General features: G+C 53.3%; 22 protein-coding genes and 1 tRNA gene. 11 read left to right on the forward strand and 12 right to left on the reverse strand.

The window, feature by feature from the left end; all coding sequences use genetic code 11:
* Positions 1-368: 368 nt before the first annotated feature.
* The 3 genes from F454_RS0113215 to F454_RS0113225 all read right to left on the reverse strand — a co-directional run bounded on the left by F454_RS0113215 (position 369) and on the right by F454_RS0113225 (position 4,864).
* Positions 369-1,484 (reverse strand): LOG family protein, encoded by a 1,116-nt coding sequence (locus F454_RS0113215; protein ID WP_018971132.1) that lies wholly within the window; start codon positions 1,482-1,484, stop codon positions 369-371.
* 100 nt (positions 1,485-1,584) lie between these two features.
* On the reverse strand, positions 1,585-4,215 hold the full coding sequence (locus tag F454_RS0113220; RefSeq protein ID WP_018971133.1) for an SUMF1/EgtB/PvdO family nonheme iron enzyme: 2,631 nt from the start codon (positions 4,213-4,215) through the stop codon (positions 1,585-1,587).
* Positions 4,205-4,864, reverse strand: a complete 660-nt coding sequence (locus F454_RS0113225) for a sigma-70 family RNA polymerase sigma factor (protein WP_018971134.1) — start codon at positions 4,862-4,864, stop codon at positions 4,205-4,207. The genes F454_RS0113220 and F454_RS0113225 overlap by 11 nt, the downstream gene beginning before the upstream one ends.
* A 269-nt stretch (positions 4,865-5,133) precedes the next feature.
* Between F454_RS0113225 and F454_RS0113230 the strand changes: the two genes are divergently transcribed.
* The 5 genes from F454_RS0113230 to F454_RS0113250 all read left to right on the forward strand — a co-directional run bounded on the left by F454_RS0113230 (position 5,134) and on the right by F454_RS0113250 (position 8,680).
* Complete coding sequence (locus tag F454_RS0113230) at positions 5,134-6,114, forward strand: N-acetylmuramoyl-L-alanine amidase family protein (RefSeq protein ID WP_018971135.1); 981 nt, start codon at positions 5,134-5,136, stop codon at positions 6,112-6,114.
* A gap of 130 nt (positions 6,115-6,244) precedes the next feature.
* Positions 6,245-6,940, forward strand: a complete 696-nt coding sequence (locus tag F454_RS0113235; protein WP_018971136.1) for a Bax inhibitor-1/YccA family protein — start codon at positions 6,245-6,247, stop codon at positions 6,938-6,940.
* A 79-nt stretch (positions 6,941-7,019) separates the two neighbouring features.
* Positions 7,020-7,688, forward strand: a complete 669-nt coding sequence (locus F454_RS0113240; protein ID WP_018971137.1) for a hypothetical protein — start codon at positions 7,020-7,022, stop codon at positions 7,686-7,688.
* Between the two features lie 22 nt (positions 7,689-7,710).
* Positions 7,711-8,283 (forward strand): pyridoxamine 5'-phosphate oxidase family protein, encoded by a 573-nt coding sequence (locus F454_RS0113245; RefSeq protein ID WP_018971138.1) that lies wholly within the window; start codon positions 7,711-7,713, stop codon positions 8,281-8,283.
* A 1-nt stretch (position 8,284) separates the two neighbouring features.
* On the forward strand, positions 8,285-8,680 hold the full coding sequence (locus tag F454_RS0113250; protein WP_018971139.1) for a peptide chain release factor family protein: 396 nt from the start codon (positions 8,285-8,287) through the stop codon (positions 8,678-8,680).
* 11 nt (positions 8,681-8,691) lie between these two features.
* Here the strand turns inward: F454_RS0113250 and F454_RS0113255 are convergent, their stop codons facing one another.
* Positions 8,692-9,126 (reverse strand): hypothetical protein, encoded by a 435-nt coding sequence (locus F454_RS0113255; RefSeq protein ID WP_018971140.1) that lies wholly within the window; start codon positions 9,124-9,126, stop codon positions 8,692-8,694.
* Between the two features lie 185 nt (positions 9,127-9,311).
* Between F454_RS0113255 and F454_RS0113260 the strand changes: the two genes are divergently transcribed.
* A complete protein-coding gene (locus tag F454_RS0113260; RefSeq protein ID WP_018971141.1) occupies positions 9,312-13,058 on the forward strand; it encodes a phosphoribosylformylglycinamidine synthase in 3,747 nt (1,248 codons plus the stop codon).
* Positions 13,059-13,173: 115 nt separating this feature from the next.
* Here F454_RS0113260 and F454_RS0113265 read toward each other — a convergent pair whose 3' ends face one another.
* The 7 genes from F454_RS0113265 to F454_RS15270 form a co-directional block, all read right to left on the reverse strand.
* Complete coding sequence (locus tag F454_RS0113265) at positions 13,174-13,857, reverse strand: hypothetical protein (RefSeq protein WP_018971142.1); 684 nt, start codon at positions 13,855-13,857, stop codon at positions 13,174-13,176.
* 112 nt (positions 13,858-13,969) lie between these two features.
* Positions 13,970-15,019 carry a hypothetical protein gene (locus F454_RS0113270; protein WP_018971143.1) on the reverse strand — a complete coding sequence of 350 codons (1,050 nt, stop codon included), beginning with the start codon at positions 15,017-15,019 and terminating at the stop codon, positions 13,970-13,972.
* Between the two features lie 208 nt (positions 15,020-15,227).
* A complete protein-coding gene (fusA, locus tag F454_RS0113275) occupies positions 15,228-17,315 on the reverse strand; it encodes an elongation factor G (RefSeq protein ID WP_018971144.1) in 2,088 nt (695 codons plus the stop codon).
* Between the two features lie 225 nt (positions 17,316-17,540).
* Positions 17,541-18,014, reverse strand: coding sequence for a tetratricopeptide repeat protein (locus F454_RS0113280; RefSeq protein WP_018971145.1), 474 nt, complete (start codon positions 18,012-18,014; stop codon positions 17,541-17,543).
* A 65-nt stretch (positions 18,015-18,079) separates the two neighbouring features.
* A complete protein-coding gene (locus F454_RS0113285; RefSeq protein ID WP_018971146.1) occupies positions 18,080-19,045 on the reverse strand; it encodes an alpha-L-glutamate ligase-like protein in 966 nt (321 codons plus the stop codon).
* Positions 19,045-20,598: an inactive transglutaminase family protein gene (locus F454_RS0113290; RefSeq protein ID WP_018971147.1), complete on the reverse strand. Its 1,554-nt coding sequence runs from the start codon at positions 20,596-20,598 to the stop codon at positions 19,045-19,047. The genes F454_RS0113285 and F454_RS0113290 overlap by 1 nt, the downstream gene beginning before the upstream one ends.
* Positions 20,599-20,612: 14 nt before the next feature.
* A complete protein-coding gene (locus F454_RS15270; RefSeq protein WP_169334408.1) occupies positions 20,613-21,131 on the reverse strand; it encodes an ATP-dependent zinc protease family protein in 519 nt (172 codons plus the stop codon).
* Positions 21,132-21,286: 155 nt separating this feature from the next.
* Between F454_RS15270 and trmB the strand changes: the two genes are divergently transcribed.
* The 5 genes from trmB (at position 21,287) to F454_RS0113320 (ending at position 25,909) form a co-directional block, all read left to right on the forward strand.
* Positions 21,287-21,901, forward strand: coding sequence for a tRNA (guanosine(46)-N7)-methyltransferase TrmB (gene trmB / locus F454_RS0113300; RefSeq protein WP_018971149.1), 615 nt, complete (start codon positions 21,287-21,289; stop codon positions 21,899-21,901).
* 160 nt (positions 21,902-22,061) lie between these two features.
* The gene (leuA, locus tag F454_RS0113305; RefSeq protein ID WP_018971150.1) at positions 22,062-23,744 is read left to right on the forward strand and encodes a 2-isopropylmalate synthase; all 1,683 of its coding nucleotides are present in this window, start codon (positions 22,062-22,064) and stop codon (positions 23,742-23,744) included.
* A 50-nt stretch (positions 23,745-23,794) separates the two neighbouring features.
* The gene (locus F454_RS0113310; RefSeq protein ID WP_018971151.1) at positions 23,795-24,427 is read left to right on the forward strand and encodes a metalloprotease; all 633 of its coding nucleotides are present in this window, start codon (positions 23,795-23,797) and stop codon (positions 24,425-24,427) included.
* Positions 24,428-24,463: 36 nt separating this feature from the next.
* The gene (gene hemL, locus F454_RS0113315) at positions 24,464-25,747 is read left to right on the forward strand and encodes a glutamate-1-semialdehyde 2,1-aminomutase (protein ID WP_018971152.1); all 1,284 of its coding nucleotides are present in this window, start codon (positions 24,464-24,466) and stop codon (positions 25,745-25,747) included.
* Between the two features lie 87 nt (positions 25,748-25,834).
* Positions 25,835-25,909, forward strand: a tRNA-Arg gene (locus F454_RS0113320).
* A gap of 115 nt (positions 25,910-26,024) precedes the next feature.
* Here F454_RS0113320 and F454_RS0113325 read toward each other — a convergent pair.
* A complete protein-coding gene (locus tag F454_RS0113325) occupies positions 26,025-26,783 on the reverse strand; it encodes a PoNe immunity protein domain-containing protein (protein ID WP_083913040.1) in 759 nt (252 codons plus the stop codon).
* Between the last annotated feature and the right edge of the window lie 56 nt (positions 26,784-26,839).

Raw genomic sequence — 26,839 nt, forward strand, 5'->3', positions numbered from 1 at the left:
ACCCGTTTAAGATCTTCAATCTTGCCTGCGTCTCTATCTCTAGAACCGCAGCGCACAATTCAGTCTTTCCTCTTCCACTTACTTAAACCTTCCAGAGTCAAACTCTGCATTCTAAGCAAGCCATGATGTGTTAAAGATCTCGATTCAGGGAAACTTGGTAACTTGCGGAGCCGTGCTCCGGATCAACTTAGCGAGTTTCTCCTGCGCTCCCCTTGGCGGGTGAGGCGGGGCGCAATCTACATATTCCTCAGAGTCACGCAAGTCATTTCGGCACCTTTTTTCACTTTTTATTCAAGCCCGTCCATAAACCACTGCATTTTCAATAAATTCACTTTGGGTATTTCTTGGTTAGTGTCGTGGCCCTTAGCTTACTTGGGTGGGTGGGTCTCGATAAATTTGACGATTCTATCGACTTTATCCGAACAGAAGAGCATCTCTGCATACTGGTGGCCTCGAGCGAGATCTTTGATACACGGATATAGCATGGTGTCGCGCTTGTAACGCTTCTCACCAAGAAAGACCATCGGGCTGGTTTTGCCATAGGTGATGTAATGATTCTGGGCCGCATCCATGAAGATCTCCTGTGTGGTCCCTGCACTGCCGGGGGCGAAGATCACACCATGTGAAGCGATCGCTAACAAGCCATCTTCACGAATTGAATTCGAGAAGTACTTGGCGACATGTTTGGAGAATAGGTTGGTAGGTTCATGACCATAGAACCACGTCGGGACTGCGAGGCTTGAGCCACCCTCAGGGATACGATCTAGCACCTTTTGTGCAAGCACGAGGTATTTGGGCGACTCAAAGTAAGGTGCAGCAGCTATCATCTCCATCACCTCTTCCACCTCATCTTCACTTTGATCCATCAACCAAGCACCTAGATTGGCAGCTTCCATGATACCTGGTCCGCCACCAGTGGCGATGAAGTATCCAGAGCGGCTCAGCTTCCAAGCTATCCGCACCACTTGCCTGTAGAAGTGTGAGTCACGTGACTCACCGTGTCCCCCCATGATCCCAACCACTTTTTTCTTTTCTCCCCCTTCGGTGCGGCCATTCAATAAATCACGGACACCATCATCCATCGCATGGTCGTGAAGTCTCTGGGCCAATGACTCGAGTATATCTGCCTTTGACCCTCCTTTCTTCACAAAATGATCGTAGATGCGCTTATCGACACTACGATCCACCCTAGGCGTCCAGCCTTCCATTAACTCACCATGCGTGTAGAGCTTCCTACGATAACTGTTGTAGGGAAGGTTAGGGATCTGAGGGAAAATCATCGCGCCATTCTCGATCAAAAACTCAGCAGTCACAGTTTTAGGGAAATGACATCCTAGAAAAACGGCACCTCTAAAGTCGAGACGCTGCCAATCAATGTCTACCTCTGTCAGATCCAGCCCTTGCACCACGGCACAGTGGAGTTGACCTTTTTGTTTGAGAAAACTTGTAACAGTATCAATCTCACGAACATCTGAACATTTCATAGAACGATGAATATACCACCGATCACTTCAAAAGTCAGCTCATTGCTTCAAATTTCCATAAGCTAACAACACAAGCTAAGCGAGCGACTGCTCGTGCAGCTTATTCTTCTGAATCAGCGCCAGCTTCCACCGCATCCACATTCCCTAATTCAGGGTCGAGCGTCTCCTCTTCATCGAGCAAGACGATACGGAAGCCCACATCGGAAGAGCGTTGACCTCTCGGCATCACACTTCTCGACCAGACTCGCAGATGCCGCGGAAAGAATGTCGTCCAACTACCGCCGCGGGTCAGCGCGAGCTCCCCAGAGTCATCGTAATCTTCAGCCACCCATTCAGAGACATTGCCTCCCATATCGTAAAGACCTAAGTCATTTGCACCAAAACTGCCCACCGGTGCCGTCTGTGCATACCCATCGTAATAACCATCGATTGTGCGGTCTTTGGGGGTGTGCACCGAGAGGCCTGCGGCCTCATCAGCGATGTTGATCACCGCCTCAAGTGGAGGGAACACATCCCCCCAGAAGAAACGTTCACTGATCGATGGATCACTGTGCGCCTCAAGATCGCGCTCAAGTGGGCTCAATTCGGCATCCTCTTCAAATCCAACCATCTCGCTCCATTGCAGGTCGGTGGGCAGGCTATACCGGTGCGCCTCACTGATCGTATCTGACTGACGCTCGACTTGTGTCAGCCACACACAAAATGCCTCAGCCTCGTCACGCGTGATATTCACAATGGGATGATCTTCCAAGTTTGGTGCACGGCTGTAGTAGGGCGCTCGGTGATTGGCTTCCTTGCAAAACTTCAAATAATCTTTCACACGCACTTCATAAGCACCTCCCATCATCGAGGGATTGATGGGTACAAATTCCATCCCAAGGCTATTGCGCCACGGTTCACCAAACACCACGCCATGGTTTGCTTCGAGCACAGCATTTAGCTGAAACTCTTCATAATCTTTCAGCGTCACCACCTGCGAGAACTTCTTAAAACCATCCTCACGAATCTCTACCTCAAGGGACTTCGGACGAAGTTCACTGAGCAAAATAGGAGTGAGTCCTTGAAAATTTCCATTCACATAGACCCGCGCCCCCCCGGGTATCGAAGTGAGCTCGATCGATGCGTATGGGATTTTTTTCACCACACTGCGGATCGGCGCAAACCCTTGAGCATTCATCACCTCAGTGTAACCAGTCGCTTTTAGATCTGGATCTGACTTAAACGTGAGCATGTGTTTGTCTTCGATCAAGCCCTCTGCACGAGCCCGCCCCTCAAGCCACTCGATGTAGCGCTGCGCCTGCTCAGGCTGGAGCAAGGCTATCTTGATCTTCTCTCCATTCTCACTAATCGTGGCATACCTGCCGAGATCATCTTCACCAGTGGCCTTAAGAAAGCGTTTATAATGCACCATGTGTAAGAGACCCGAAACATGCTCCTCTCCCTGCGGAGTGTAGTTGACCGAAAACGGACCTTTCCACATCAGGTTTTCCACTGGAGGCCTAAATACTTGAAGCTGTTCGAAGATCAAAAAACTCGCCTGATTCGGGATCGTGTATGTTTTCTCTAGTGGCTTGTACCCCACCTTTTCAAAGCGATAGGACACCTCATCACCCGGCATAAAATCGCGAAACTCGGTAGGCGTCACGCCGTGAATGCGTACTCCATTCTCGTACACTTCGGCATGTTGTGGCAGGCTTGTGACACGCACTGCACAATACTCATAATCTATAAGCTCGGGGCCTGGGCTGGGATCCACAGGAGCCACTATCACTGCTTTCTCTCCCTCTAACTCACCCTTACCTGGGAACATCGAATAGGCGCCAAAGCCGGCTAGCCCGATCACCAACAAAGCTGCTACTGAACGCACCAACATGGCAGAGCGACGCTTCGACACACGCTTCCCCGCCTGAATCCGCTCAATTGCATGCACGAATTGCGATGCCGTCTGGATTTCACGTTTTGACTGACGGGGTTCGCAAATATCACAGATCACCTGATTGAGCGCCAGCCACTGCTTCCGCTCATCACCGCTCGGCAACTCGTCTGGAAGCTCGGGAAACTGGAGACGATCCTTTCCTGACACCATCTCGTAAAGCACCTTGCCAAGACTGTAGAGATCAGCCTGAGCCGAACCCGGCCCCTCAGGGGGCACAAACCCTTCAGTCCCGACGAATGTACGCTGGTCACGCGGCGCCACTAAGCCTATGTCGGCCAGCTTCGCTTTACCATCGACAAAGATCACATTCGACGGCTTGACATCACGGTGCGCCAGGCCATTCGCATGCAACTGCTGCAAGGCGTCGCCTAAACGGGATGCCACATCCAAGCACGCATCAACCGCAAGCGGCTGCCCTTCAGCATGCAACACATCCGAACGTAAGGTGCGAGCTTCATACTCCACCGGATTGATCTCTATGCCAGTGAGGTAGTCATCCCCCAACTCCATCACGTAGTAATAAAATGGCTCCTGCCCTTCCTTACTCCGCCCAACATGGAGAATATTTACCAACCCCGGATGATCACGGGATAATGGCTCATATTGCAGAATCCCATCAAACTCGCGCTCAAAGCCTCGTTCATCATCGAAATCCTCACGCCACACAACTTTCACGGCGCGCAGGGCGCCGGTCACACTGCGCGCCATCCACACTTCGCCGTAGGCACCACCACCAATTTTGCGCAGCACCTCATGATCGGGAATGTGAACGTTTAAGCGTGGGTTAGTCGTCATCTTCGTTGAGCTTCTCTAGCTCTTTCTTCAAAATAGATCCCACCCGATGCTTGGCCAAATAGACCTGAGCTCGGGTCACCCCGAGATGACTCTGCACCTTAGACACATTCCATTGCTTCACCACATAGTAGTCAAAAATCTGGTATTGCTTGGGTGACACCTGAGCCTTCACGCGCGCCAGTGCAGCGTCGGCGATATTCTTCTTCCACTCCACTTCCCAGAGACGGCCGAGCACATCTCCCTGCGGATCTTCCACCCGGTCAATCACCGCAGTCTTCCGACCTTCTTCGTAATCGTCGCCCCCCATCGCGGTGTCTTTTTTGCGCTTGCGGAACTGATCATTGATACGCCAGCGCGTCATGTTCATCAACCACGCCTTGAAGGATCCCTGAGAAGGGTCATAGAGATTCTTCTTCGATTGCTTGGCAATCGATAGGATCGTCTCCTGCACACAGTCAAAGGCCTCCTCAGAACGCAAGCCGCTCTTGATCGCCACAGAATAAATTAAACGCCAGTATGTCTGATAAAATTCGTCCCAAGTACGCTGATCCTCCCAGTTATCCAGCTTCGCGATCAGACTCTTGCGCGTCTTAGCAAAGCTCTGTTTGACAACGTCATCTGAGTCTTGGTTCTTATCCTTATCCTCCATACTTTCTTGATCTATACCATACATCATCAATGCTGTCTTGTCTTACGTGAGGATTTTATCCGCAGAACTATATTACTTGGATATCCAAACAAAACTTTCGCTATTCAATCATCTTTGGGGGGACAAGCCTAGCAAGTCTCAGGGCTTAAATCAGCTGCCACAGAAAAATTAGAGTTTGCCAAGTGACTCAGGAATTCTTTATTTTATGCCTAGCTTAAATGCCCAAGCTTCAACTTTGTTGATGTTAGGCAACGAAGCATGCCCTACACATGAATCACACAGCACTACGATTACTCTTGGTCATCGTCACACTTCTTATGCCGCTCGAAGCATTTGCAAAGTGGGAGACTGTGAACGTGCGCGGCACCCCCTACGTCACCCTCAATAGCATCAAGACATTCTATAAGTTTAGCCGCTACAGCCGAGAGGGGAAATCTGGCATTCTGACCAACTCTGCGGTGAAAATGCAGGTCACCATCAACAGCCAGGAATGCTTCATGAACAGAGTGAAGTTCATCCTCACCAACCCGGTGGTAGAACATTCAGGCAGGATGCTTGTCTCTCAAATCGATCTATCAAAACTAATCGACCCAGTACTCCGCCCCTCCTACATCGGCCGCGCTGGGAACTTCACCACCGTCGTACTCGACCCTGGACACGGCGGCAAGGACGCTGGCGCGCGCAACCAATACGGTAGAGAATCAACCTACAACCTCAACGTCGCGCGCAAAGTTCGCGACATCCTCACCGCCCAAGGCTTCAAGGTGATCATGACGCGTGAGAGCGATCGCTACCTCACACTGCAACAACGCGTGAACATTGCCAACCGCTACCGCAACGCCATCTTCATCTCCATTCATTTCAATGCGGGTGGGCGCCGCAAAGCACGCGGCATCGAGACCTTCACCCTGTCACCACAGGGCGTGGCTCACTATGGTCGCTCCGTCCGGGCCTCCGACCACAAGCTCCAGAATGGCAACTACCACGACTCAGCCAACATCGCCCTGGCGACAGCCATCCACGGTCGCACACTGCAACAAACCAAGTCCGTGAAGATTCCTGATCGCGGGATCAAGCGCGCACGCTACAGCGTACTCACCAGCGTCAAGCACCCCGCCATTCTTCTGGAAGGAGGCTTCATGTCCCACCCAGTGGAAGCACGCATTATCCACTCTCCAAGCTACCAATACCGCGTGGCACGAGGCATCGCTGAGGGCATCATGCGCTACCAAGCAGCCGTTCGCCGATAGTGGTACTCTTTCTGCTGTTACCATTGACGACAAAGCCCCCCGTCCCTCAGCAAACTTAGACAAATTTGGCTAACGGAATCGCTTGAACTTACAAATTGGCTAAGCCAATGTACCAGCATCTTTGAAACCTATGCAAACATACGCATCACCATACACCGTAGCAGCGCAGCCAGTAGACGCCCGCGCCGCATTCATCCGCAAGACATACGCTCACCTCGGAGGTTCCATCTTGGCCTTCGCACTCCTTGAGGCTGTCTTCCTTCAGATTCCAGCCATGATCGGGCTCGCCAGCCTAATGATGGGCAACTGGTGGATCGTCCTCATCGCCTACATGGGCGTGTCCTTCCTAGCCAGCAAGTGGGCGGTCAGCAGCACCAAGCTCAGCACCCAGTACCTCGGATTGGGGCTATTCGTCGTCGCTGAAGCAATCATTTTCCTACCGATGCTCCTATTAGCGACCACCTACTTCCCAGGCATCATCACCCAAGCCGCAGTGATCACCCTCGCCCTGAGCGCCGGAGTCACCGCCATCGCCTTCGTGACAAAGAAAGACTTTTCCTTCCTCAATAGCTTCCTCACCATCGGCGGGTTTGTCGCTCTTGGTTTGATCTTTGCTTCCATGATCTTTGGCTTCCAACTTGGCCTAATCTTTGCGGGAGCGATGGCTATCTTCGCTAGCGTCGCCATCCTGCGCGACACCAGCAACATCATCCACCACTACCAGACCAACCAATACGTCGCTGCGTCCCTCGGCCTCTTCGCCTCCATCGCACTTCTCTTCTGGTACGTACTTCAGATTCTCATGTCGCTCACTGGCCGTGAATAATTTCGCGATCGAGTAACGATTCAATTCATCACAATCAAGCGATTCGACCTTCCACTCGAATCGCTTTTTTTCTATACCCATGCCTGTGTCAAAACCAAAGCAAGCCCCAGAGCACGTTGAGATCGTTCAATCGATCATGCTTCACAGCCAACAACACCGTGCCATCCTCATCCCCACCCAGCTTTTCATCGGCATCCTTTCCATCACGATTGGTGCCGCCCTCACCTTCAAAGCCAACATCCACACAGGGATCAGTGAATACCACATCACCACCGGCACCTGGATTGGCACCTGGATGCTCGCCGCCTTCGCTCCCATCATCGTGGCGAGTGCACTGCGCTCACGCCAATCCAAGGTCGAACAACGCAACAAACAAGATCGGGCAGAGAGTCACCATGGCCACCTGGCTCACATTTTCCGCAGCCTTGCCCCAGCCCTGTTGCTCGGAGCGGTCACCGGAACCAGCATTGCCTTTGCGGACGTACGCCAGCTACCACTCACCGCCTCCTTGTGGATCGCCTGCTATGGCGTCGCTCTCCTCAGCATCCGCATGTACTGCACCAAATCCACACGTTTCCTTGGCATCCTAATGCTCGCCCTAGGCCTCTCGTTTAGCATTGTAGCTCAGCGCACCATTGACCTCATCCACCCGATCCAACTCGCCAACTTTTTCATGATCTTATCCTTCGGCATGTTTCACCTAGTCGTTGCCTCTGGATCAATCCTCTTCGAAAAATCTAAACTCTAAACCGCTTAAGACCTCATTCCCCATGGGCCAACAATTCGCAGAACTCGACGACAAGCACATCGCATTCATTGAACGTCAACACATCTTCTTCGTCGGCACCGCTGCCGACTCAGGCCAAGTCAACATCTCCCCCAAAGGAGGCGACTCACTCCGCGTGCTCAGCCCCACCAAAATCGCATGGCTCAACTTCACCGGGAGCGGCAATGAATCCGCCGCGCACACACTGCTCAACAACCGCATGACAATCATGCTATGCTCCTTTGACGAAGCTCCAAAAATCCTTCGTTGCTACGGCCGCGCACGCGCCGTCCACCTCAATGACCCGGAGTGGCATGAACTCTACGCCAAATTCCCAGCCAACCCAGGGGCACGCCAAATGTTCATCCAAGAGATCGAACTCGTCCAAAGTTCCTGCGGCATGGCCGTTCCAAACTTCGAGTATCAAGGCGACCGAAATGCGCTGGACAAATGGGCAGAGAAAAAAGGACCATTAGGTATTGAAGACTATTGGCTCAAAAAAAACCAACATAGCATCGACGGCTTCCACACCGGCATCCAACAAAACCTCTCCCGAGTCAAAGCTTCAAACGAGTGACATGCCCACCCCCGAGGACATCGACGCCCAGCTTCGCAAGCTCGGGGCACCACCGACCACGATCACCGAAAAATTTATTCTAGGATCAGGCGCTGGTGGACAGAAAATTAACAAATCAGCCAGCTGCGTCTACCTCAAGCACCACCCCACTGGCATCGAAGTCAAATGCCAAGGAGATCGATCGCGTGACACCAACCGCCAGCTCGCTCGACGCGAACTCATCCGCAAGCTCGAATCACTCTACCGCCAAGCCGCCGACGAAAAGAAAGACGCCCGCGAAAAAAACCGCCGCACCAACCGACCACGCTCGCGCAACTCCAAGAACCGCATGCTCAAGGCCAAGCGCAATAACTCGAATAAAAAGAAGCTGCGTAAGCGGCCTGGGATGGAGGATTAGAAGCAAGCACCTTAGTTCCCATCGTTTAGCTTGCGAGCCTGGATAGCATCTAGGATCCGCTGAATATCCTTACGATAATAGGAATGGATTTTTAGATCCTCGGTGGCGAGGAGGTAGCGCCCAAATTGCGGCTCTGGGGCGATGACGATGACGCGCTTCTGCGGGGTGCCAATCTTGATCTCTAAGCCGAGGCTCACTGGATAGACCCAGCATGCTTGTTCCTCTGAATGATTGGCTTGGCGCATCGAGACGAATTGCTTGCCATCGGGCAGCTTAAGATCTGCCTCCATCCCCGGCTCGCGGGTGTGGCGAGCTTCGTAGGCGAGGTAGATTTTGGCCACATCTTTGAGAGAGGCTTTATTGACTTGGTAAGTAGTGGGTGACTCAGCAGCACGCAGCGTGAACCCGAGAACCAACATCAAAAGAAGGGAGGAATACTTCAACATTGAACGGTAAATTTACCTCATTATCCGAAGCGACTCAATGTCAAAGGACAGCCACATTTCCAGATCTAGCAAGGCACAGTTCTCACCAGCCTCAAATAGTCGTAAATCCCACTTGCTCACTGCTCAATTATCCCCTACCCACATCTCAGAAACATCTCGTTCTAATCCAACCATTATCCAGTACAATGCATCGCGTTTTTGTCGAAAAACAAACTGAGTTCAACTCACCAGCAAAAGAGTTGCTCCACGACCTCCGAGAGAACCTTGCTCTTACCAACCTTGAAGGCGTGCGCGTGATTCAGCGCTACGACATCGATGGCCTCAGTGACGAAGACTTCGCCAAGGCATCGCAGCTCATCCTCTCAGAGCCACAGGTAGAAACATCCAGCGCCGAACTTAGCATTGCAGCTGACGAAGTCGCATTCGCTGTGGAATACCTTCCGGGCCAGTTCGACCAACGCGCCGACTCCGCCGCCCAGTGTGTGACGATCCTCACCGAGAAAGAAGCACCCATCGTGGTATCCGCTCGTGTGATTGTGCTCAAAGGTTCTATTTCTGGTGACCAACTTAGCGCCGTTAAAGACTACGTGATCAATGCCGTGGATTCCCGCGAAGCGACCATGGAAAAGCCTGAGTCGCTCGCCCAGGAAGTCACTACGCCAGCCGACGTCGAGATTCTCGAGTGGTTCATCACTTCCAACGACGAAGAACTCACTGCCAAGCGCAACGAGCTCGGCCTCGCCATGAGCGCCCAAGATTTCATCTTCACCGCACGTTACTTCCGCGATGAAGAAGGCCGCAACCCGAGCATCACAGAAATCAAGATGCTCGACACCTATTGGTCTGACCATTGCCGCCACACCACCTTCGCCACCCGCCTCAATGAGGTCGCATTCGAAGATGGCACCGAGTACGTCAAGCAAGCCTACGTGAAGTACCAAGAGACGCGCGAAGACGTCTACGGCGACAAGATCGACACCCGCCCAGAGTGCCTCATGGACATCGCTCTCATGGGCATGAAAGAGCTGCGCAAGACTGGCGAGCTCGACAACGTGGAAATTTCTGAAGAGATCAATGCTGCTTCCATCGTCATCCCAGTGGACGTCGATGGCGAAGAGCAAGAATGGCTCCTCATGTTCAAGAACGAGACCCACAACCACCCGACTGAGATCGAACCATTTGGTGGTGCGGCGACTTGTCTTGGCGGTTGTATCCGCGACCCCCTTTCCGGCCGTTCCTACGTCTACCAAGCGATGCGCGTGACCGGTGCCGCCGACCCGCGCACCCCATTTGCCGACACCATGGCGGGCAAGCTTCCGCAGCGTAAGATCTGTAAAGGCGCTGCTGACGGTTACTCATCCTACGGCAACCAGATCGGTCTCGCGACTGGCCAAGTTTCTGAAGTCTACCACCCGAACTACGTGGCCAAGCGCATGGAGATCGGAGCCGTAGTGGCAGCAGCCCCCAAGGAAAACGTATTCCGTGGCAGCCCAGCCAATGGCGATGTGATCCTCCTCATTGGAGGTCGCACCGGCCGCGATGGCGTGGGTGGTGCCACAGGTTCATCCAAAGAACACACCGACACCGCTCTCGACAATTCTGCTGAAGTGCAGAAAGGCAACGCGCCAACCGAACGCAAGGTCCAACGCCTCTTCCGCAACTCTGAGCTCGCTAAGAAAATCAAAGTCTGCAACGACTTCGGTGCTGGTGGTGTTTCTGTCGCCATCGGCGAGATCGCTCCATCGCTCGAAATCAACCTCGACAAAGTACTCAAGAAGTACGACGGCCTCGACGGCACCGAGCTCGCAATCTCCGAGTCCCAAGAACGCATGGCGATCTGTGTGGATCCTTCCACCATCGAGTACTTCCTCGCTGAGTGTGACAAAGAGAACCTCGAATGTGTGAAAGTCGCCGACGTCACCGACTCAGGCAGACTCGTCATCACCTGGCGCGACAAAAAGATCGTAGATTTCTCGCGTGCCTTCCTCGACACCAATGGCGTCACCCTCGATGCCCAAGTAGAAGTCAAAGCACCAAGCACAGAAACTCCGCTCGGCAAGCCAATCGCTTCCGTCGCTGCTGCTTCAGGTCTCAAAGACAAATGGATCACCGCCCTCTCCGACCTCAATTCCTGTGGTCAGAAAGGTCTCGGCGAGCAATTCGATAGCTCCGTAGGTGCCGGCACCGTGCTCCAGCCGTTTGGCGGCAAGCACCAGCTCACTCCTACCGATGCCATGGTCGCAAAGATCCCACTCATCGCGGGCAACACCAACACCTGTTCCTTCATGTCTTGGGGCTTCAACCCGAACATCGCCACTTGGTCGCCATACCACGGCGCGCTCTACGCAGTGACAGAATCGGTCTGTCGCATCGTCTCTGCTGGTGGTCGCCTCAGCGATGTCCGTCTCACCCTTCAGGAATACTTTGAAAAGCTTGGCACCAACCCAGCGCGCTGGGGCAAGCCCTTCGCCGCACTCCTCGGTGCCTTCACCGCGCAGAACGAGCTCCGTCTCGGCGCCATCGGCGGTAAGGATTCCATGTCCGGTTCCTTCAATGAGATCGACGTGCCACCGACACTCGTGTCCTTCGCAGTCGCTCCCGGAAAGGCCACACTCGCGGTTTCCCCAGAATTCAAAGAAGCTGGCTCCGAGCTCTACCTCGTGACCACGCCACGCAACGCCGACCTCCTTCCTGACTTCAGCAAGCTCAAAGAAATTGCAGAACTCCTCCACGCGGCCAATGCTGCTGGTTCCATCAATGCGATGCACAGCCTCGCGGAAGGTGGCGTCGCGGTAGGCCTCGCCAAGATGAGCTTCGGCAACAAGCTAGGCGCGACTGTCGAGCTCGCAGAAGAAGCGCTCTTCAGCGAAGGCTACTTCAACTTCCTGGTAGAAGTGAAGGCTGGCGCCACGCTTCCAGCTGAGCTCAATGCTCAAAAGATCGGCCAAACTGCCGACTCCGCAGCCCTCAGCGTCAATGGCGAAGCGCTCGAAATCGAAGCGCTCCTCGCGGCTTGGACCGGTTCGCTCGAGTCCACCTACCCGTCGAATACCGAAGTGGCACACAATGAGCTCGAAACCTTCTCATTCAATGGCGAAGCAGCTGGCAAATCAGCCAAGCTCGTTTCTGGAGCCAAGCCCAAGGTCGTCGTCCCTTGCTTCCCTGGCACCAACTCTGAGTACGACTCAGCCAAGATGTTCAACGAAGCTGGCGGTGACGCACGCATCGAAGTGTTCCGCAACCTCAGCCCAAGCCACGTCGAAGAATCGCTCAAGGCACTGGCCCAACAGATCAACGAATCACAGATCCTCATGCTGCCTGGTGGATTCTCCGCAGGTGACGAGCCAGACGGTTCCGGCAAGTTCATTGCCACCGTGCTGCGCAACCCAGTCGTGCGCGACGCCGTGATGGACCTCATCCAGAACCGCGACGGACTCGTGCTCGGCATCTGTAATGGCTTCCAGGCATTGATCAAAACCGGCCTCGTTCCTTACGGTGAAATCCGCGACCCACAACCGGGCGCACCAACACTCACCTTCAACGACATCGGCCGCCACATCGCATGTTACGCCACCACACGCATCGCGTCCAACAAGTCACCATGGCTTGCCAACACCCAAGTAGGCGACCTCCACCAAGTGCCATTCTCGCACGGTGAAGGGAAGTTCTACGCCACCGAGGAAGAGGTCAAGCAACTCGCCGCCAATGGCCAGATTGCCACCCAGTACACCGACCTCGCTGGCAATCCATCCATGGACATCCGCTACAACCCGAACGGCTCGCTCTACGCCATCGAAGGCATCACCTCACCATGTGGTCGTGTCCTCGGCAAGATGGGCCACACCGAACGCCGTGGCGAACACGTAGCCAAGAACATCCCTGGGGACAAGCACCAGCCGCTCTTCAGAGCAGGCGTCGAGTACTTCCTCTAATTGTTTCGCTGGCTCTATCAAATCAGCACGGACACACAAATCAATCCATCCAAAGCGCGCCTCTTCATAAGCGGCGCGCTTTTTTTGTATCACTCATGCTGCAATAGTGTGCGTATCACCAAGCAAAAATCACCGGAGGAACAACGATACGCACATTCCCAGCACCTTGATCTTCCAGGGTGGTAATCGTGGTGACAACGTCTTGATCAAACTCCAGGGTGAGCTTCTCGGTCACCTCTTGAGTGATGTGAGAAAAGCGTCTAAATACTTGCCCAGAAAATGCATCACGGTAGGTGGTATAATGCTTCCGCTCTTCTGATTTGATGTACTCCCAGGTACCAGAACTTCCCTCTTTGGTGAGGCGGCTTTCTTTCTTTGTTGGGTCACCAATCGAGCGTCGGACTTCATCCAGCGTCATGCCGATCGCCACCTCTTTTTTTGCAACAAGCTCGCGAATCTCCATCTCGCGCTGATAGTGCTGCTTGAGGGACTCAACAAACTGAGGCTCCTGAGCCGCGAGGTGCTTCGGCGAAACCCACCCAGTGACTTTACTGTGTTTGGCCTTTCCTTTGACTTTATATGCCCGCTCAGTCATCCCTAGCAGCGTCAACTTGGTCTGCATGGGGTACACACCAAGACGTCTTCCACCTTTCTTGGTTGCATAGACCACGGTAGGCTCTACCACCATCAATGGCATGCGTTCAGCTTCACCAAGCATCACCACATCTGGGTCATCATCCAATCCTGCTTGCAACACAGAGGCACTGAACAACAATGCGATGAGGATCAAAGACTTCATAACAGCTAGTATGGCGTAGCATGCGCCTCAGCACAAACCCTCAAACAAAAAAACCACTCAAGCAATCGAGCCTGAGTGGTTGTAAATGGGTCATGCGGACGCACCGCCCGACTTAGTTGTCTGATGAGAAGATCGCACCAATCTGACCACCGTGGTCTTCGTTCACCCAAACCATGGCCTGACTAAATTGCGCGAAAAGCACAAAGAGAGAGAGCGCAAAACATGCTGCCACAAGGTAAAGCACGGCCTTACTTGGGGCTACTTCCTCTTCGTCTGTGGTACCAGCTACATGCACGGTGCTAGCACCTGCTACAGGAGCATTCGGCTTCTTAAGCTGCTGCGTCTTGTCGAGCTGCACTGTCGCTTGAGGAAGCGGTTGTGAAGCTGCTGGAGTACCGAGCGGCTTTGTAGGTGCTGACGACTTTGGAGTGTTGAGTGCGATAGTCGGAGCTGGGCTCGCCATCTTCGGTGCCGCACCCGCAACTGGTGCCGCTGGAGCTTTTGGCGCCGCTGGTGCGCCTGCCACTGGTGGCTTTGCTGCTGGAGCTCCAGCCTTTGGAGCTTGAGGCGCCGGAGCCTTGAGATTCGTTTTTGCCGTAGGGTCAGCCTTGAGCGTGATTGCCATGGTCTCTTTTTTGAGTGGCACAGCAGAAGTCACGTCCGGCACGGAAGATACTGGTGGCTTCGGTGCTGCTGGTGCTGCTGCTGACTCAGGAGTCATTGGCTTTACAGGTGCAGATGGCTTCTTGCCTGCCACTGGTGTCTGCTCCACTGGCTTACCTGGCTGTGCCGGCTTTACCGATGTCTGAGATGTTGGATCAGCCTTGAGCGTCACGCGCATCGTCTCTTGCTTGAGTGGCACGGCAGAAGTCACGTCTGGAATGTTAGGATTCGCCTCTGGACGTTTCGCTGACTGTGGGCTGGTATCCTGAGTCATGGCTGCAGGAGCAGGCACGTTAGGCTTAGGTGGTGCAGGAGCAGGTACAGATGGCTTGGCAGCTTGGGCTTCAGTAGCATTCCCAAGAGCTCCAGTCGGCACAGACTTCAAGGTCACACGTACCGTTTCCTTACGCAATGGCACAGACGATGTCTTGCGCATCATCGAGCTAGTCAATGGCTCAGTCTCGAGTGGCTGGGTCTTATCTTTATTCTCTTCTGTCATCCTGTGTAGGTTTTAAAGTTTGGTGTGTAGGGGCTACCTGTGCAAGCCATGTAGCCTATATGTAATCGTTAGCCTAACCTGACACCCCTAGCCCTTGTCAAACCTGCAAAATTATTTTTTACATCTTACCTAGACCATACAAAAAGCGCCCGATGGATAACTCCACGGGCGCTTGAATAAATGATAGAGACTAAGCTAGCTACGCGGATTACGCGTCGCGCTCAGCAGCTTCTTTGATCACCTGCTCAGAAACGTTCTTCGGACATGGTGCGTAGTGGGAGAACTCCATGGAGAACTGACCACGACCAGATGTCATTGTACGAAGGTCACCAATGTAACCGAACATTTCAGAAAGTGCAGCTTCAGCCTTGATGCGGATCACACCAGATGGAGTGGTTTCCTGTGACTGAATCATTCCACGGCGACGGTTAAGATCACCGATCACGTCACCGACTTTTTCTTCTGGAGTGAAGACGTCGAGCTTCATGATTGGCTCGAGGATCTGTGGACCAGCCTTAGGGATGGAGGAACGGTAAGCAGCCTTGGCTGCGATTTCGAATGCCACTGCGGAGGAGTCAACTGCGTGGAAACCACCATCAGTGAGAGTCACTTTGATGTCTTCCATTGGGTATCCAGCAAGAACACCTTGAACCATAGAAAGCTTAAAGCCTTTCTCAACTGCTGGCCAGTATTCCTTAGGAACGTTACCACCAACAACCTTAGATTCAAACTCGAAGCCAGTACCTGCTTCACCTGGCTCGATGGTGTAGTCGATCTTACCGAACTGACCAGAACCACCGGACTGCTTCTTGTGTGTGTAAGAATCAGTGATTGTCTTCGTGATGGACTCACGGTAAGCCACCTGAGGAGCACCTACTGTTACTTCAACACCGTGTGTACGCTTGAGGATGTCTACCTTAATGTCGAGGTGAAGTTCACCCATTCCCTTAAGGATAGTCTCACCTGAATCTTCGTCTGTCTCGACGTAGAAGGATGGATCTTCCGCAACCATCTTACCGATCGCTACACCGAGCTTCTCAGCATTCACTTTGTCCTTAGGAGCAACAGCCATGGAGATAACCGGCTCAGGGAACACCATTGGTTCAAGAGTCGCAGGCGACTTAGGATCACAGAGTGTGTGACCAGTTTGAGTGTTCTTGAGACCTACGAGAGCGATGATGTCACCTGCTTGCGCGGAGTCGAGCTCTGTACGCTCATCAGCGTGCATTTCCACAAGTCGTCCAACACGCTCATTCTTACCTGTGAAGCTGTTAAGAACGGTATCACCTTTCTTAAGCACACCTGAGTAGATACGTGTGAATGTAAGCGCACCGAACTTGTCATCCATGATCTTGAATGCAAGAGCACGAAGTGGTCCGTCAGTAGTCACTTCAGCAAACTTACCAGTTTCGTTACCTTCTGGGTCAACTTCTGGTTGTGGGTCAACTTCTGTTGGGTTCGGGAGGTAATCAACAACCGCGTCGAGAACGAGTTGCACACCCTTGTTCTTGAATGAGGAACCACAGTAAGTTGGGAAGAAATCGAGTGCGATTGTGCCCTTACGGATACAACGCTTGATGTCTTCCATTGCAGGTTCTTCCATGGTTTCGAGGTATTCCATCATAAGCTCGTCGTCTTGCTCAAGAGCAGTTTCGATAAGCTGTGCACGGTATTCCTCAACCTTGTCTACCATGTCGGCAGGAACGTCTTGAATTTCGTAGTTTTCTGGCTGACCGGAATCATCCCATACCCACGCCTTGCGTGTAAGAAGATCAACAACACCAACGAAATCGGACTCGATACCGATTGGCAGAACCATCACGAGTGGCACAGCACCAAGGATGTTCTTCACCTGATCAACCACGCGGTAGAAGTCACCGCCAATACGGTCGAGCTTGTTCACGTAGATCACGCGGGAAACTTCGGACTCATCAGCATAACGCCAGTTAGTTTCTGACTGAGGTTCAACACCACCAGAAGCACAAAATACACCAACACCACCATCGAGAACCTTAAGGGAACGGTAAACTTCTACAGTGAAGTCAACGTGTCCAGGAGTGTCGATGATGTTAAAACGGTGGTCTTTCCAGAAACATGTAGTTGCTGCTGACTGAATGGTGATACCACGCTCAGCTTCCTGCTCCATGAAGTCAGTGGTGGACTCACCATCGTGAACTTCACCAATCTTGTGGATTTTACCAGTAAGGGAGAGGATACGCTCTGTCGTAGTTGTCTTACCCGCATCAACGTGCGCGAAGATACCAATGTTTCTGTATTTTGATAGATCTGTTGCCATATGAATGGTCCTTTCGTGTTTCGGCAGGATGCCGAGTTACTTGCAGGTGTCCATATAGTGCTGCATGCGATTTGGCAACCCAACTATTTATATATTACGAAAAAAACACACAATCTGAGTGACTCAAGCTCAAGGGCATGGGCCGCAGCACCTTAGCACAGCTCACGCATTCACATTCAAACACCAGCAACAAAGCTCCCCCAGACGTAGGACTCACATGCCTCCCTATCCGGGTTCCTCTAGCATGAGACCCTTCAGGTCATCGTCACTTGCAGCTTGTTTACGCAGCTCCGGATCCATCTCAAACGACTCCAATACAAATGTGCGGGCTTGATCGAGTTCCCCCAGCACCGCGCAATAACAGCCCATGTTGTAATGGTAGAGTGCGTCAGACTGGAGGCTGAGAGGACCACTCTCGAGCACCGAGCGAGCAAGCAAGGTATCGCCACACTCGTGGAGGCAGTACCCTGCGTGCAGAAAATAGGAATGCTGCTGTGGGCTCATACGACAGAGCTGCATCGCGAGCTTAGCTCCGGTCGACCATTCACCCATCATCATAAACGCAGCAAGCTGCAACTCTAGACTGCGTAGAGAATGTGCTTCCTTACCGCTGAGGTTCTCTAATTCCTGAAGCGCTTCCTCTGCCATCTGCAATTGCAAATACCCCTCAGCTGCCACCATCAAGCGCTCACTATCCATAACTTAAAGATCACTGGGATCATCATTGGGCACAAGCCCAAATATGATAGAGAACGCCACAAGGCTTAGCAAAATTTCTCTTGAGAAAATGCGATGCGACCCTCCGCCCGCATCATCGTGCGATCGTGGCGACTCAGACGCTCAATCAATTCGAGCCTCGGACTCAGCCCAGCGTGATTCGCCACTTGGATGGCCAAGCCGGGACGAGCATTCAACTCCAATAATAAAGGCCCCTTTGATTTATCCAACACGATATCCACCCCGAGGTAGCCTAGTTCCGTCATTTCATATGACTGAGCCGCGAGCTCCATCAAGGGCTGCCAATCCGGCACCACAAGCTCGCTAAGACTCCGCCCAGTATCTGGATGAACATCCACCCGACGCCCGTATTGCACTGCGCGTGAGGCCCGGCCAGTTACTAGATCAATCCCAACTCCCACCGCGCCTTGGTGGAGGTTTGCCTTACCATCTGAAGCAGCGGTAGACAGACGCATCATTGCCATCACAGGGAATCCTTGGAAAACAACCACGCGAATGTCTGGCACCCCCTGGTAGGAAAAGCCATCAAAGGCATCGCTAAATTCAATGGCGTACTCGATCATCGCCTTATCATTCCTCCCGCCCAGACTGTAGAGACCACTCAGCGTGTTGTTGACATGCCGACGCACATCACGCATCACCACACGTTCTCCACTGGGTTTCAAGAACTCGTGTCCCTCACGGCCAGTCACCACCAGAATCCCCTTACCTGCGCTACCCTGAGTAGGCTTGATCACAAATTGCTCACGCCCCTCCAGCTTTTGCGCAAGATTGGACACATCAGACTGCCGTCCCACCACGCCGTAGAGCTCAGGCACTTGCAGGCCAAATTGTTTAGCAAGCAACTTGGTCTTCAACTTATCGTCCACTCGAGGGTAGAGTTCACGTCGGTTGTAGCGCGCAATGTAGTGCCCATTGCGGCGATTCATCCCGAGGATCCCCGCCGCACGCAGCTGCGATGGACGACACCAATGGTTTGGTGAAAATAACATCAAACCTTCCCCCCCGCGTCGTTGCCGTCATCAAAAAATGGAGCAAATCGCATCAACTCAGAGACGCGATAGCCAGCGTATTGACCCAGCGAGAGAATCACCGCCAGCACCACAAAGAGCAATGAGGGAAACACAAAGACCAGGTACTTTAAGGTGCTATTGCCCATGACCCAGTAGGCGATGACAGCCACCAACAAGCTCCCACTCGTCTGCAAGGCCACTTCACTGGGGCCATCTTCCTCCCATAGAATGGAAAGGCGCTCAACGGTCCACGCCAGAATGATCGTAGGGAACAAGGTCACTGACTCGACAATGCCTAGCTCAAACTTCGCACCCAGCACCCCAAAACTTACCATGATCCCGATCACCACAATCACCACAGCCGAGATGCGAGGCACCAGCAAGAGGTCGAGCTTCGAGAGGTAGCTACGCACAATCAAGCCGACGCTCACCACCAAGGCAAAGAGCATCAAACCCGGTAAAAGATCTGTTTTCAAGAATGCCATCGCGAGCAGAATCGGCATAAAGGTACCTGATGTTTTCACCCCAATGATATTGCGCATCAATACAACAACGAGCGCACCGAAGGGAATCATCAACAACAAACCGTATGCATTCTGCTGTTCGATCGAAAGGTTCAACAAGGAGAAGCTTGCTAGGTGGTTCTTCGCTGCAGATTGCTGCACGATCGTCGCCGGCAATTGCTGCACCCGCATGGCGAAGGCTACCCGCACATTCTCACCACCTTCTACCTCAAGTAATGCTGGACCACCGCGCTGCCACGCCAGTAAATTCTCAGTCTCAATCGGCTGCACCCGACCAAACTCGGCAAGAATACTTTGCTCGCCCTCATGCAAGAACACGGCCGACTGCAAAGGCACACGGTTGGCGGTTTCTCCGAGTTCCAAGTAGCGGATCAAATGCGCGTTATAGCCAGCCTTGAGTGCCACATTGAGTAAGACGCGATTGCGAGCCAGCGCGCTCGTATTACCCGCCAGCAAAGTCTGCACATTTTGGTTGTCCTTCTTCGCAAAAAGCCCATTGAGATGAGCCACAAAGGTTTCCATATCTGCAGAGTACTTCTGCGCCTCTGCGATCAACTGATCTGCAGCCACCGCCAGTGGTCCCTCGCGATAGCCTGGGTCGACTTCGTTCAGGTGCACGTCCCCCATTAATTGTACCGCCTGCGTTCGGCGAAAAATATTCACGCGGTAGTAGAGTTCTTGCTTACCCTCGGCCTGCTCCTTTGACCACACCACCTTGCGGAAAGTCACATCCTCTTTGCTGTTCAAGCCTGGGTTATAACCATAGTCATCGGAGGCCGCACTCTCGTCTAGCACCCCATAGAGCGCCTGCTCCCCCGGGATGGCCAAGCTCACTTTCACCGGCTCATCCAGTGCATCAAATTCCACCTTCGCCTCAATCGTCCAAACCGGGACCTTCTCTCGCGGCACAAAGGGATAGCCGATCTTTTTGTGCATGTAGAACGCAGTACCTAACCCCACCATCAGCAGTAGGAAGATCAAGGTGCGTAGCTGAACTCTAGATTTCATCGTGATTGCCTTCCTTATTTTTTCTTGAATTCAGGCTTAGCCAGCGTGTTCTTCAGCGACACATCGACCATCGCCGTGCCGCGTAACAAATTACGCCCTACCAAAAGTGGGTAGGTGTAGGCAGATCGATCGGTTAGGGAGAATTCTAACTCCGCCCCATACCCGGCATACACAGCGTGGAGATTCACCACGTAGCGCTTCTGGGCTTCAGCCCCGTGACGCTTAATCTCCGCCACACGTTGCACGCGCTTCTCTAAAGTCTTGCGCTCCTCACCATTGGGATCAACCAAATCAAAGCGTACCCACTTGTCTCCATCGCGCTCAAAACCCTTAATATTCTCCGCATGGATCGAGCAAGTCGTGGCTCCTGTATCAATGCGAGATGAATAGGAGAATGCAGCCTCAGCAATCCCAATCCATTCCACCTCACCAATCACCACCATCGCTTGCTCACCTAGCTCGGCCTCCTTGGCCGGTAAGACAACAGAAAAAGCGGCACTGCAAAGCAAACTAATCGATAAAAAGGAATGCATCGGGTTCATACCATAAGAGTAAACCATGGATTCAAAAAAACTGCTAGAGAATCTTTCTCCCATTCACCCTCACATTGGACCACAAAAAAACACAGCAATCACGGGACACTAGATCTTGTCTTGCATCTGAAAAAAAGTATTAGCACACTCCGCCCATGACCAGCGACAAGCAGCGCCAACCAGTCCCCTGCGAATTCATGCCTGATGATTACTTCGCGCGCCTGGAACCACACAGCATCTTCGGCAACGACAAGCCACTGGAAATCGATTTAGGCTGCGGCGATGGATCCTTTACCATCGCCATGGCCCAGCATCACCCAGATCGCAATTTCCTTGCGGTTGAGCGCCTCTTGGGTCGCGTGAAAAAAGTCTGCCGCAAGGCTCAGCAACATGGTCTAGATAATTGTAAGGTACTGCGCCTTGAATCAACCTACGTGATCGAGTGGCTCTTTCCAGAAAACTCGATCGACCGCCTCCACCTGCTCTGCCCAGACCCATGGCCCAAAGCACGCCACCACAAGAACCGCCTAATCCAACAGGGCTTCCTCGCATCGCTATTCAAAGCACTCAAGCCAGGTGGGGAGTTCTGCTTCAAGACCGACCACCCAGAGTACTTCGAATGGACGCTCGAAGAAATGGAAACGTTCCAAAAATTTGACAAACTCGACTGGCCAGAAGACGCCTTCTACTACCCCAAGACCGACTTCCAAATCCAGTGGGAAGCGGAAGGCAAAGTGGTAGAACGCGCGCGCTATCGCAAACCTGAGTAACACCAGCCAGGCTCGCAAGCCCCCGCGCCTTGCCCGCGTTGAGCACCAAGGCGCTCAAGATCCACCAAGTTCATTCCTTTTTCCTTTCACCCCTGCTTTGTTTTACATAACACCTAAAACATAAAACGTAACACCGCTCAGCAGCAGCTGAGCTACGATCATGAATCCCAACAACATCAGCAAATACCGCCCGTTCCCAACCGTTCCACTGACTGACCGCACCTGGCCAGACCAGCAGATCCTCTCTGCACCCATCTGGTGCTCGGTCGATCTACGCGATGGCAACCAAGCACTCCCACAGCCGATGACCGTGGAAGAAAAGCTCGAATTCTTCGAACTTCTTTGCCGTATTGGGTTCAAACAAATCGAGATCGGCTTCCCCTCCGCCGCCGATACCGAGTTCAATTTCTGCCGCCGCCTGATCGAAGAAAATCGCATCCCAGAGGACGTGACAATTCAGATCCTGGTGCAAACGCGCGAGCACCTCATCCGTCGATCCTTCGAGGCCATCCAGGGAGCCAAGCGCGCGATTGTGCACATCTACAATTCCACCTCACCACTCCAGCGCAAGGTCACCTTTAGTGATGCTTCGCGGGATGACATTCGCAACATCGCCGTAGCTGGCGCCGAGCTTGTCAAAGAGCTCACACCGACGATCCCCGAAACAAAAATCGCGCTCCAGTACTCGCCGGAATCATTCTCCGACACCGAGCTCGACTTCGCGGTCGAGTGCTGCAACGCCGTCATCGACGTCTGGGAACCGACCCCAGAAAACAAAATGATCATCAACCTACCGGACACTGTCCAGTGGGCCACGCCGAACATCCATGCCGACCAAATTGAGTGGATGTGCCGCAACTTAAAACGCCGCGATTCACTCGACGTCTCACTCCACACACACAACGACCGCGGCACCGGCACTGCCGCCACCGAAATGGGCCTCATGGCCGGAGCTGACCGAGTCGAAGGCACGCTATTCGGAAATGGCGAACGCACCGGCAACTTGGATATCGTCAATGTCGCGCTCAACATGAACTCGTGGGGCATCGAGACTGGCCTAGACTTTAGCAACCTTGCAGACATCCGCGCCGTCTACGAGCGCGTCACCCGCATGAGCGTCTCCGAGCGCGCCCCCTACGCGGGCGAGCTCGTCTTCACCGCCTTCTCTGGATCGCACCAAGACGCCATCAAAAAAGGCCTCGACCGCCGCAAGCAAGAACTCAACGAAGACCCCAGCCTCAAATGGGGAGTACCCTACCTCACCATCGACCCAGAGGACATTGGTCGTTCATACGAAGCAATCATTCGTATCAACTCCCAGTCTGGTAAAGGCGGCGTGGCCTACATCCTCGACCGCGAGCATGGGTTTGACCTCCCCAAGACGATGCACCCGCAGGTTGGAAAGGCAATCTACGACCTTGCTGATTCTCAAGCCAAAGAACTCGATGCAGCTGAAATCTATGAAGCCTTTGCCAAGCTCTTCGTCAATGTGGAGTCCCCGCTCCAAATCACTAGCTACGAGCTCGACCACCTCGAAGGAGGGGACGTGCGCTGCCGTGCGAGCATCGAGCTTCACGGCGAAGCCAAAGACATCGTGGGCACCGGCAACGGCCCGATCAACGCCTTCGTCAGTGCACTCGAAACTCAGGGCTTCAAAGACTTCGCCCTCACCGACTACCGCTCTCACGCCATCCGTGGCGGCTCAGACTCAGAATCCGCAGCCTACATCCAGCTACGCTCCGACACAGGCGGCATCCTCTGGGGCTGTGGGGTCGACACCTCGATCGAGATTGCGGGCCTCAAAGCCTTGCTCAGCGCCTACAACCTCCTACACTGCGCTTAATCCTAGCTGAGGCAGCCAAGCCGCCTCACTCCCAACACCACACACTCACCATGGTTGAACTTAGACTCTTCGGCATCCCGATCCGCGTAGAACCCAGCTTCTGGATCACTCTAGGCATCATCGGCCTCATCGGTACCGACATGCGCGATAGCAATTTCCTTCTGCAAATTGCTCTCTTCGTCATCGCCGGCTTCATTTCAATCCTCATCCATGAATTAGGCCATGCGCTCATGCTCAAAGCCTACAAGGTGAAACCAAACATCGTACTCGCGAGCTTTGGCGGCTACGCCACCTACCCAGCGGGCGCTTTGAGCCGACTTCAGGGCTTTCTCATGACCGCAGCAGGCCCCGGCCTCCAGCTGCTACTTGCTGGTGCCGTCTACCTTGGCGTGGGATTCAACAGCACGCCGTACAATGAGTTCGAAGAATTTACCAACATCCTCATTGGGATCAGCATCTTCTGGGCATTGCTCAATTGCCTCCCGATCCTACCGATGGATGGTGGGCAAATGCTCTCTGCCATCCTTGGGCCACGCCGCCAAGCCGCCGTGCACATGGTCGGCATGGTCACCGCCGTCATCTTCGGCTTCGTTGCCTTCAAAATCGGAGCAATCTTCGGCACCATCTTCATGGGCATGTTTGCTTACCAAAACTTCAAAGCCTGGAAACACTACCGCAGCTAAACACCACTTTAACTCAACTATAGAAAATCCAAGACCATGGTCGGACCACTCTCACAAAAACTCTTTGCCAAAGCGAAAACTGTCATCCCAGGCGGCGTGAACTCACCAGTGCGCGCCTTCAAAAATGTCGATGGCGATCCCTTCTTCGTGCGCCGCGCAGCAGGCAGCCGAATCACCGACGTAGACAACAAAACCTACATCGACTACATCGGCACTTGGGGGCCTGCCATCCTCGGCCACGCTCCCATCCAACTCACACAAACGATCCACGAAGTAGCCAAAGACGGCGTGTCCTTCGGCGCCCCTTGCCCGTGGGAAATCGAAATGGCTCAGACGATTGTCGATTGGGTACCATCGGTAGAAAAAGTACGCATGGTAAACTCCGGCACGGAAGCTACCATGTCCGCAATCCGCCTCGCACGTGGCTTCACCGGTCGCGACAAAGTGATCAAGTTTGACGGTTGCTACCACGGCCACGTCGACCACCTCCTCGTCGCCGCTGGCTCCGGCGCCCTCACCCACGGTGAGCCAGACTCAGCAGGCGTGCCCAAGGCATTCTCAGACCACACCATCGTGCTGCCGTACAACCAACCGGAAGCAGTGCAGGAAGTATTCGACGCCATTGGCGATCAAATTGCCGCCATCATCCTCGAGCCATTCCCAGCGAACGCTGGCCTCGTGTTCCCGCGTGAAGGTTACCTCGAATTCCTCCGCGAAATCACCAAAAAGCACGGCACCGTGCTCATTTTTGACGAAGTCATGACTGGCTTCCGCGTGGCCAAGGGCGGCGTGCAAGAACTCGTCGGCATCACTCCAGACCTCACCTGTATGGGCAAGGTCATTGGTGGCGGCCTGCCAGTAGGAGCCTTCGGAGGACGGGCCGACATCATGGACCACCTCGCACCCATCGGCCCAGTCTATCAGGCGGGCACGCTCTCGGGCAACCCACTTGCCATGGCCGCTGGTCTCGCTCAGCTCAAGGCACTGGAAGCAGCAGACGCCTACACCCAACTCGAGGCCACCGGAGCACGACTAGAAGACGGCATCCGTAGCCTCATGAAAGAACACGGATTTGGCTTCACCTTCCACCGTGTCGGTTCCATGTTCTGCCTCTTCTTTACCGGCAAAGAAATCTGGAATGTAGACGATGTGAACGGCGCCGACATGGACGCATTCAAGCGCTTCTTCTGGGCGCTTCTGGACGATGGAGTCTACATCGCCCCGAGCCCCTACGAGACTGGATTCATCTCCCTAGCACACAGCACCGGAGACATCGACAACACCCTCGATGCCATGGACAAAGCCTTCAAAAAAGTCTAAGGATTTTATAGTTGTATGCGGAGCACATTCCCGCCTTACTTCCCCTGTCTAGCAGCAGCGTAGCAAACGCCTCATGATGCTTGAGACGGTCCCATGGTGTAATGGATAACACATCGGTTTCCGGAGCCGAGGATCCAGGTTCGATTCCTGGTGGGACTACCACGCAGCCGCGGGGAAGCGATTGATATAATCTAGCCATTGTTGGCAGATTGCCTCAGCTGAGAAACCATCCGGCTAAGGGGCCAGGCTCGATGCATCTGAGGCTCGATGCATCTTGTTACTGATTGGCGCGGTAGTAATCCACGAGGTCCTTGGGATAGTATTTATGATCTCGATAGGAGGAATCATCTAGGCCAAGAATGCAGGTGACGGCGGCCGCTTCGTAGCACCAATAGCCGGAATAGCCTGGCCCTTTGTGATTGCCATACCAACCAGCGCTGCGGTGCTCGCGCATCCATACAGGGCTGATGTACTGCTTGACGATCTTCTGCGCCTCTTCAGGCTCTGCGGTGAACGCAGTTTTCAATGTTTGGCGGATTTCGGTGATGTGACTCTCCTGCATTTCAGGATCGTAGCCGCGGTCTTCGATGGCAGCAGCTAGGATGAAATTGAAGAGTTTATCTTCCACCTGATCAATTTCCAAGACCTTGGCGAACTTTTGGAATTCTGATTCGGGAAGTCCTAACATGAATGCGATCGACAGCGTCCACAAGAGCTGATCGAATGTGTCCATATTGTAGGTATGGATGTCAGGATTCTTACGCGATTTGAATTTATTATGCCCACCAGCAAAGTACCGTTCCACCAGATCCAGCATCACCACCAAGTCCTCTTTAAACGGATCCAAGTCTGCTCCGCTGGAATACTGAGCATTCATTTTGCTAAATAACGTGGTGAAAATAGCAAACGCCGCATTGTTTACTTTATCTTGTGGTAAACTTGGCTCTATCATCCACGCTCTAAACCTCTCAAGAGATTTGTCGTTTTGAGCTATCAAAGCCCTGAAATGCTCTCGATCTTTTTCTTGTGTTCTCATCTTCTAGGTTGTCTATAGTTGAAATTTACCATCTTCGCCAGTGATTTTGTAACCAT

This window comes from Rubritalea marina DSM 17716 (assembly GCF_000378105.1).
In the GTDB taxonomy this organism is placed as follows: domain Bacteria; phylum Verrucomicrobiota; class Verrucomicrobiia; order Verrucomicrobiales; family Akkermansiaceae; genus Rubritalea; species Rubritalea marina.

What these genes read in the sequence shown, in the direction of transcription:
- F454_RS0113215 (WP_018971132.1), bottom strand. Translation starts at nt 1,484, where the DNA reads ATGAAATGTTCAGATGTTCGTGAGATTGATACTGTTACAAGTTTTCTC.
- F454_RS0113220 (WP_018971133.1), bottom strand. Translation starts at nt 4,215, where the DNA reads ATGACGACTAACCCACGCTTAAACGTTCACATTCCCGATCATGAGGTG.
- F454_RS0113225 (WP_018971134.1), bottom strand. Translation starts at nt 4,864, where the DNA reads ATGGAGGATAAGGATAAGAACCAAGACTCAGATGACGTTGTCAAACAG.
- F454_RS0113230 (WP_018971135.1), top strand. Translation starts at nt 5,134, where the DNA reads ATGAATCACACAGCACTACGATTACTCTTGGTCATCGTCACACTTCTT.
- F454_RS0113235 (WP_018971136.1), top strand. Translation starts at nt 6,245, where the DNA reads ATGCAAACATACGCATCACCATACACCGTAGCAGCGCAGCCAGTAGAC.
- F454_RS0113240 (WP_018971137.1), top strand. Translation starts at nt 7,020, where the DNA reads ATGCCTGTGTCAAAACCAAAGCAAGCCCCAGAGCACGTTGAGATCGTT.
- F454_RS0113245 (WP_018971138.1), top strand. Translation starts at nt 7,711, where the DNA reads ATGGGCCAACAATTCGCAGAACTCGACGACAAGCACATCGCATTCATT.
- F454_RS0113250 (WP_018971139.1), top strand. Translation starts at nt 8,285, where the DNA reads ATGCCCACCCCCGAGGACATCGACGCCCAGCTTCGCAAGCTCGGGGCA.
- F454_RS0113255 (WP_018971140.1), bottom strand. Translation starts at nt 9,126, where the DNA reads ATGTTGAAGTATTCCTCCCTTCTTTTGATGTTGGTTCTCGGGTTCACG.
- F454_RS0113260 (WP_018971141.1), top strand. Translation starts at nt 9,312, where the DNA reads ATGCATCGCGTTTTTGTCGAAAAACAAACTGAGTTCAACTCACCAGCA.
- F454_RS0113265 (WP_018971142.1), bottom strand. Translation starts at nt 13,857, where the DNA reads ATGAAGTCTTTGATCCTCATCGCATTGTTGTTCAGTGCCTCTGTGTTG.
- F454_RS0113270 (WP_018971143.1), bottom strand. Translation starts at nt 15,019, where the DNA reads ATGACAGAAGAGAATAAAGATAAGACCCAGCCACTCGAGACTGAGCCA.
- fusA (WP_018971144.1), bottom strand. Translation starts at nt 17,315, where the DNA reads ATGGCAACAGATCTATCAAAATACAGAAACATTGGTATCTTCGCGCAC.
- F454_RS0113280 (WP_018971145.1), bottom strand. Translation starts at nt 18,014, where the DNA reads ATGGATAGTGAGCGCTTGATGGTGGCAGCTGAGGGGTATTTGCAATTG.
- F454_RS0113285 (WP_018971146.1), bottom strand. Translation starts at nt 19,045, where the DNA reads ATGTTATTTTCACCAAACCATTGGTGTCGTCCATCGCAGCTGCGTGCG.
- F454_RS0113290 (WP_018971147.1), bottom strand. Translation starts at nt 20,598, where the DNA reads ATGAAATCTAGAGTTCAGCTACGCACCTTGATCTTCCTACTGCTGATG.
- F454_RS15270 (WP_169334408.1), bottom strand. Translation starts at nt 21,131, where the DNA reads ATGCATTCCTTTTTATCGATTAGTTTGCTTTGCAGTGCCGCTTTTTCT.
- trmB (WP_018971149.1), top strand. Translation starts at nt 21,287, where the DNA reads ATGACCAGCGACAAGCAGCGCCAACCAGTCCCCTGCGAATTCATGCCT.
- leuA (WP_018971150.1), top strand. Translation starts at nt 22,062, where the DNA reads ATGAATCCCAACAACATCAGCAAATACCGCCCGTTCCCAACCGTTCCA.
- F454_RS0113310 (WP_018971151.1), top strand. Translation starts at nt 23,795, where the DNA reads ATGGTTGAACTTAGACTCTTCGGCATCCCGATCCGCGTAGAACCCAGC.
- hemL (WP_018971152.1), top strand. Translation starts at nt 24,464, where the DNA reads ATGGTCGGACCACTCTCACAAAAACTCTTTGCCAAAGCGAAAACTGTC.
- F454_RS0113325 (WP_083913040.1), bottom strand. Translation starts at nt 26,783, where the DNA reads ATGAGAACACAAGAAAAAGATCGAGAGCATTTCAGGGCTTTGATAGCT.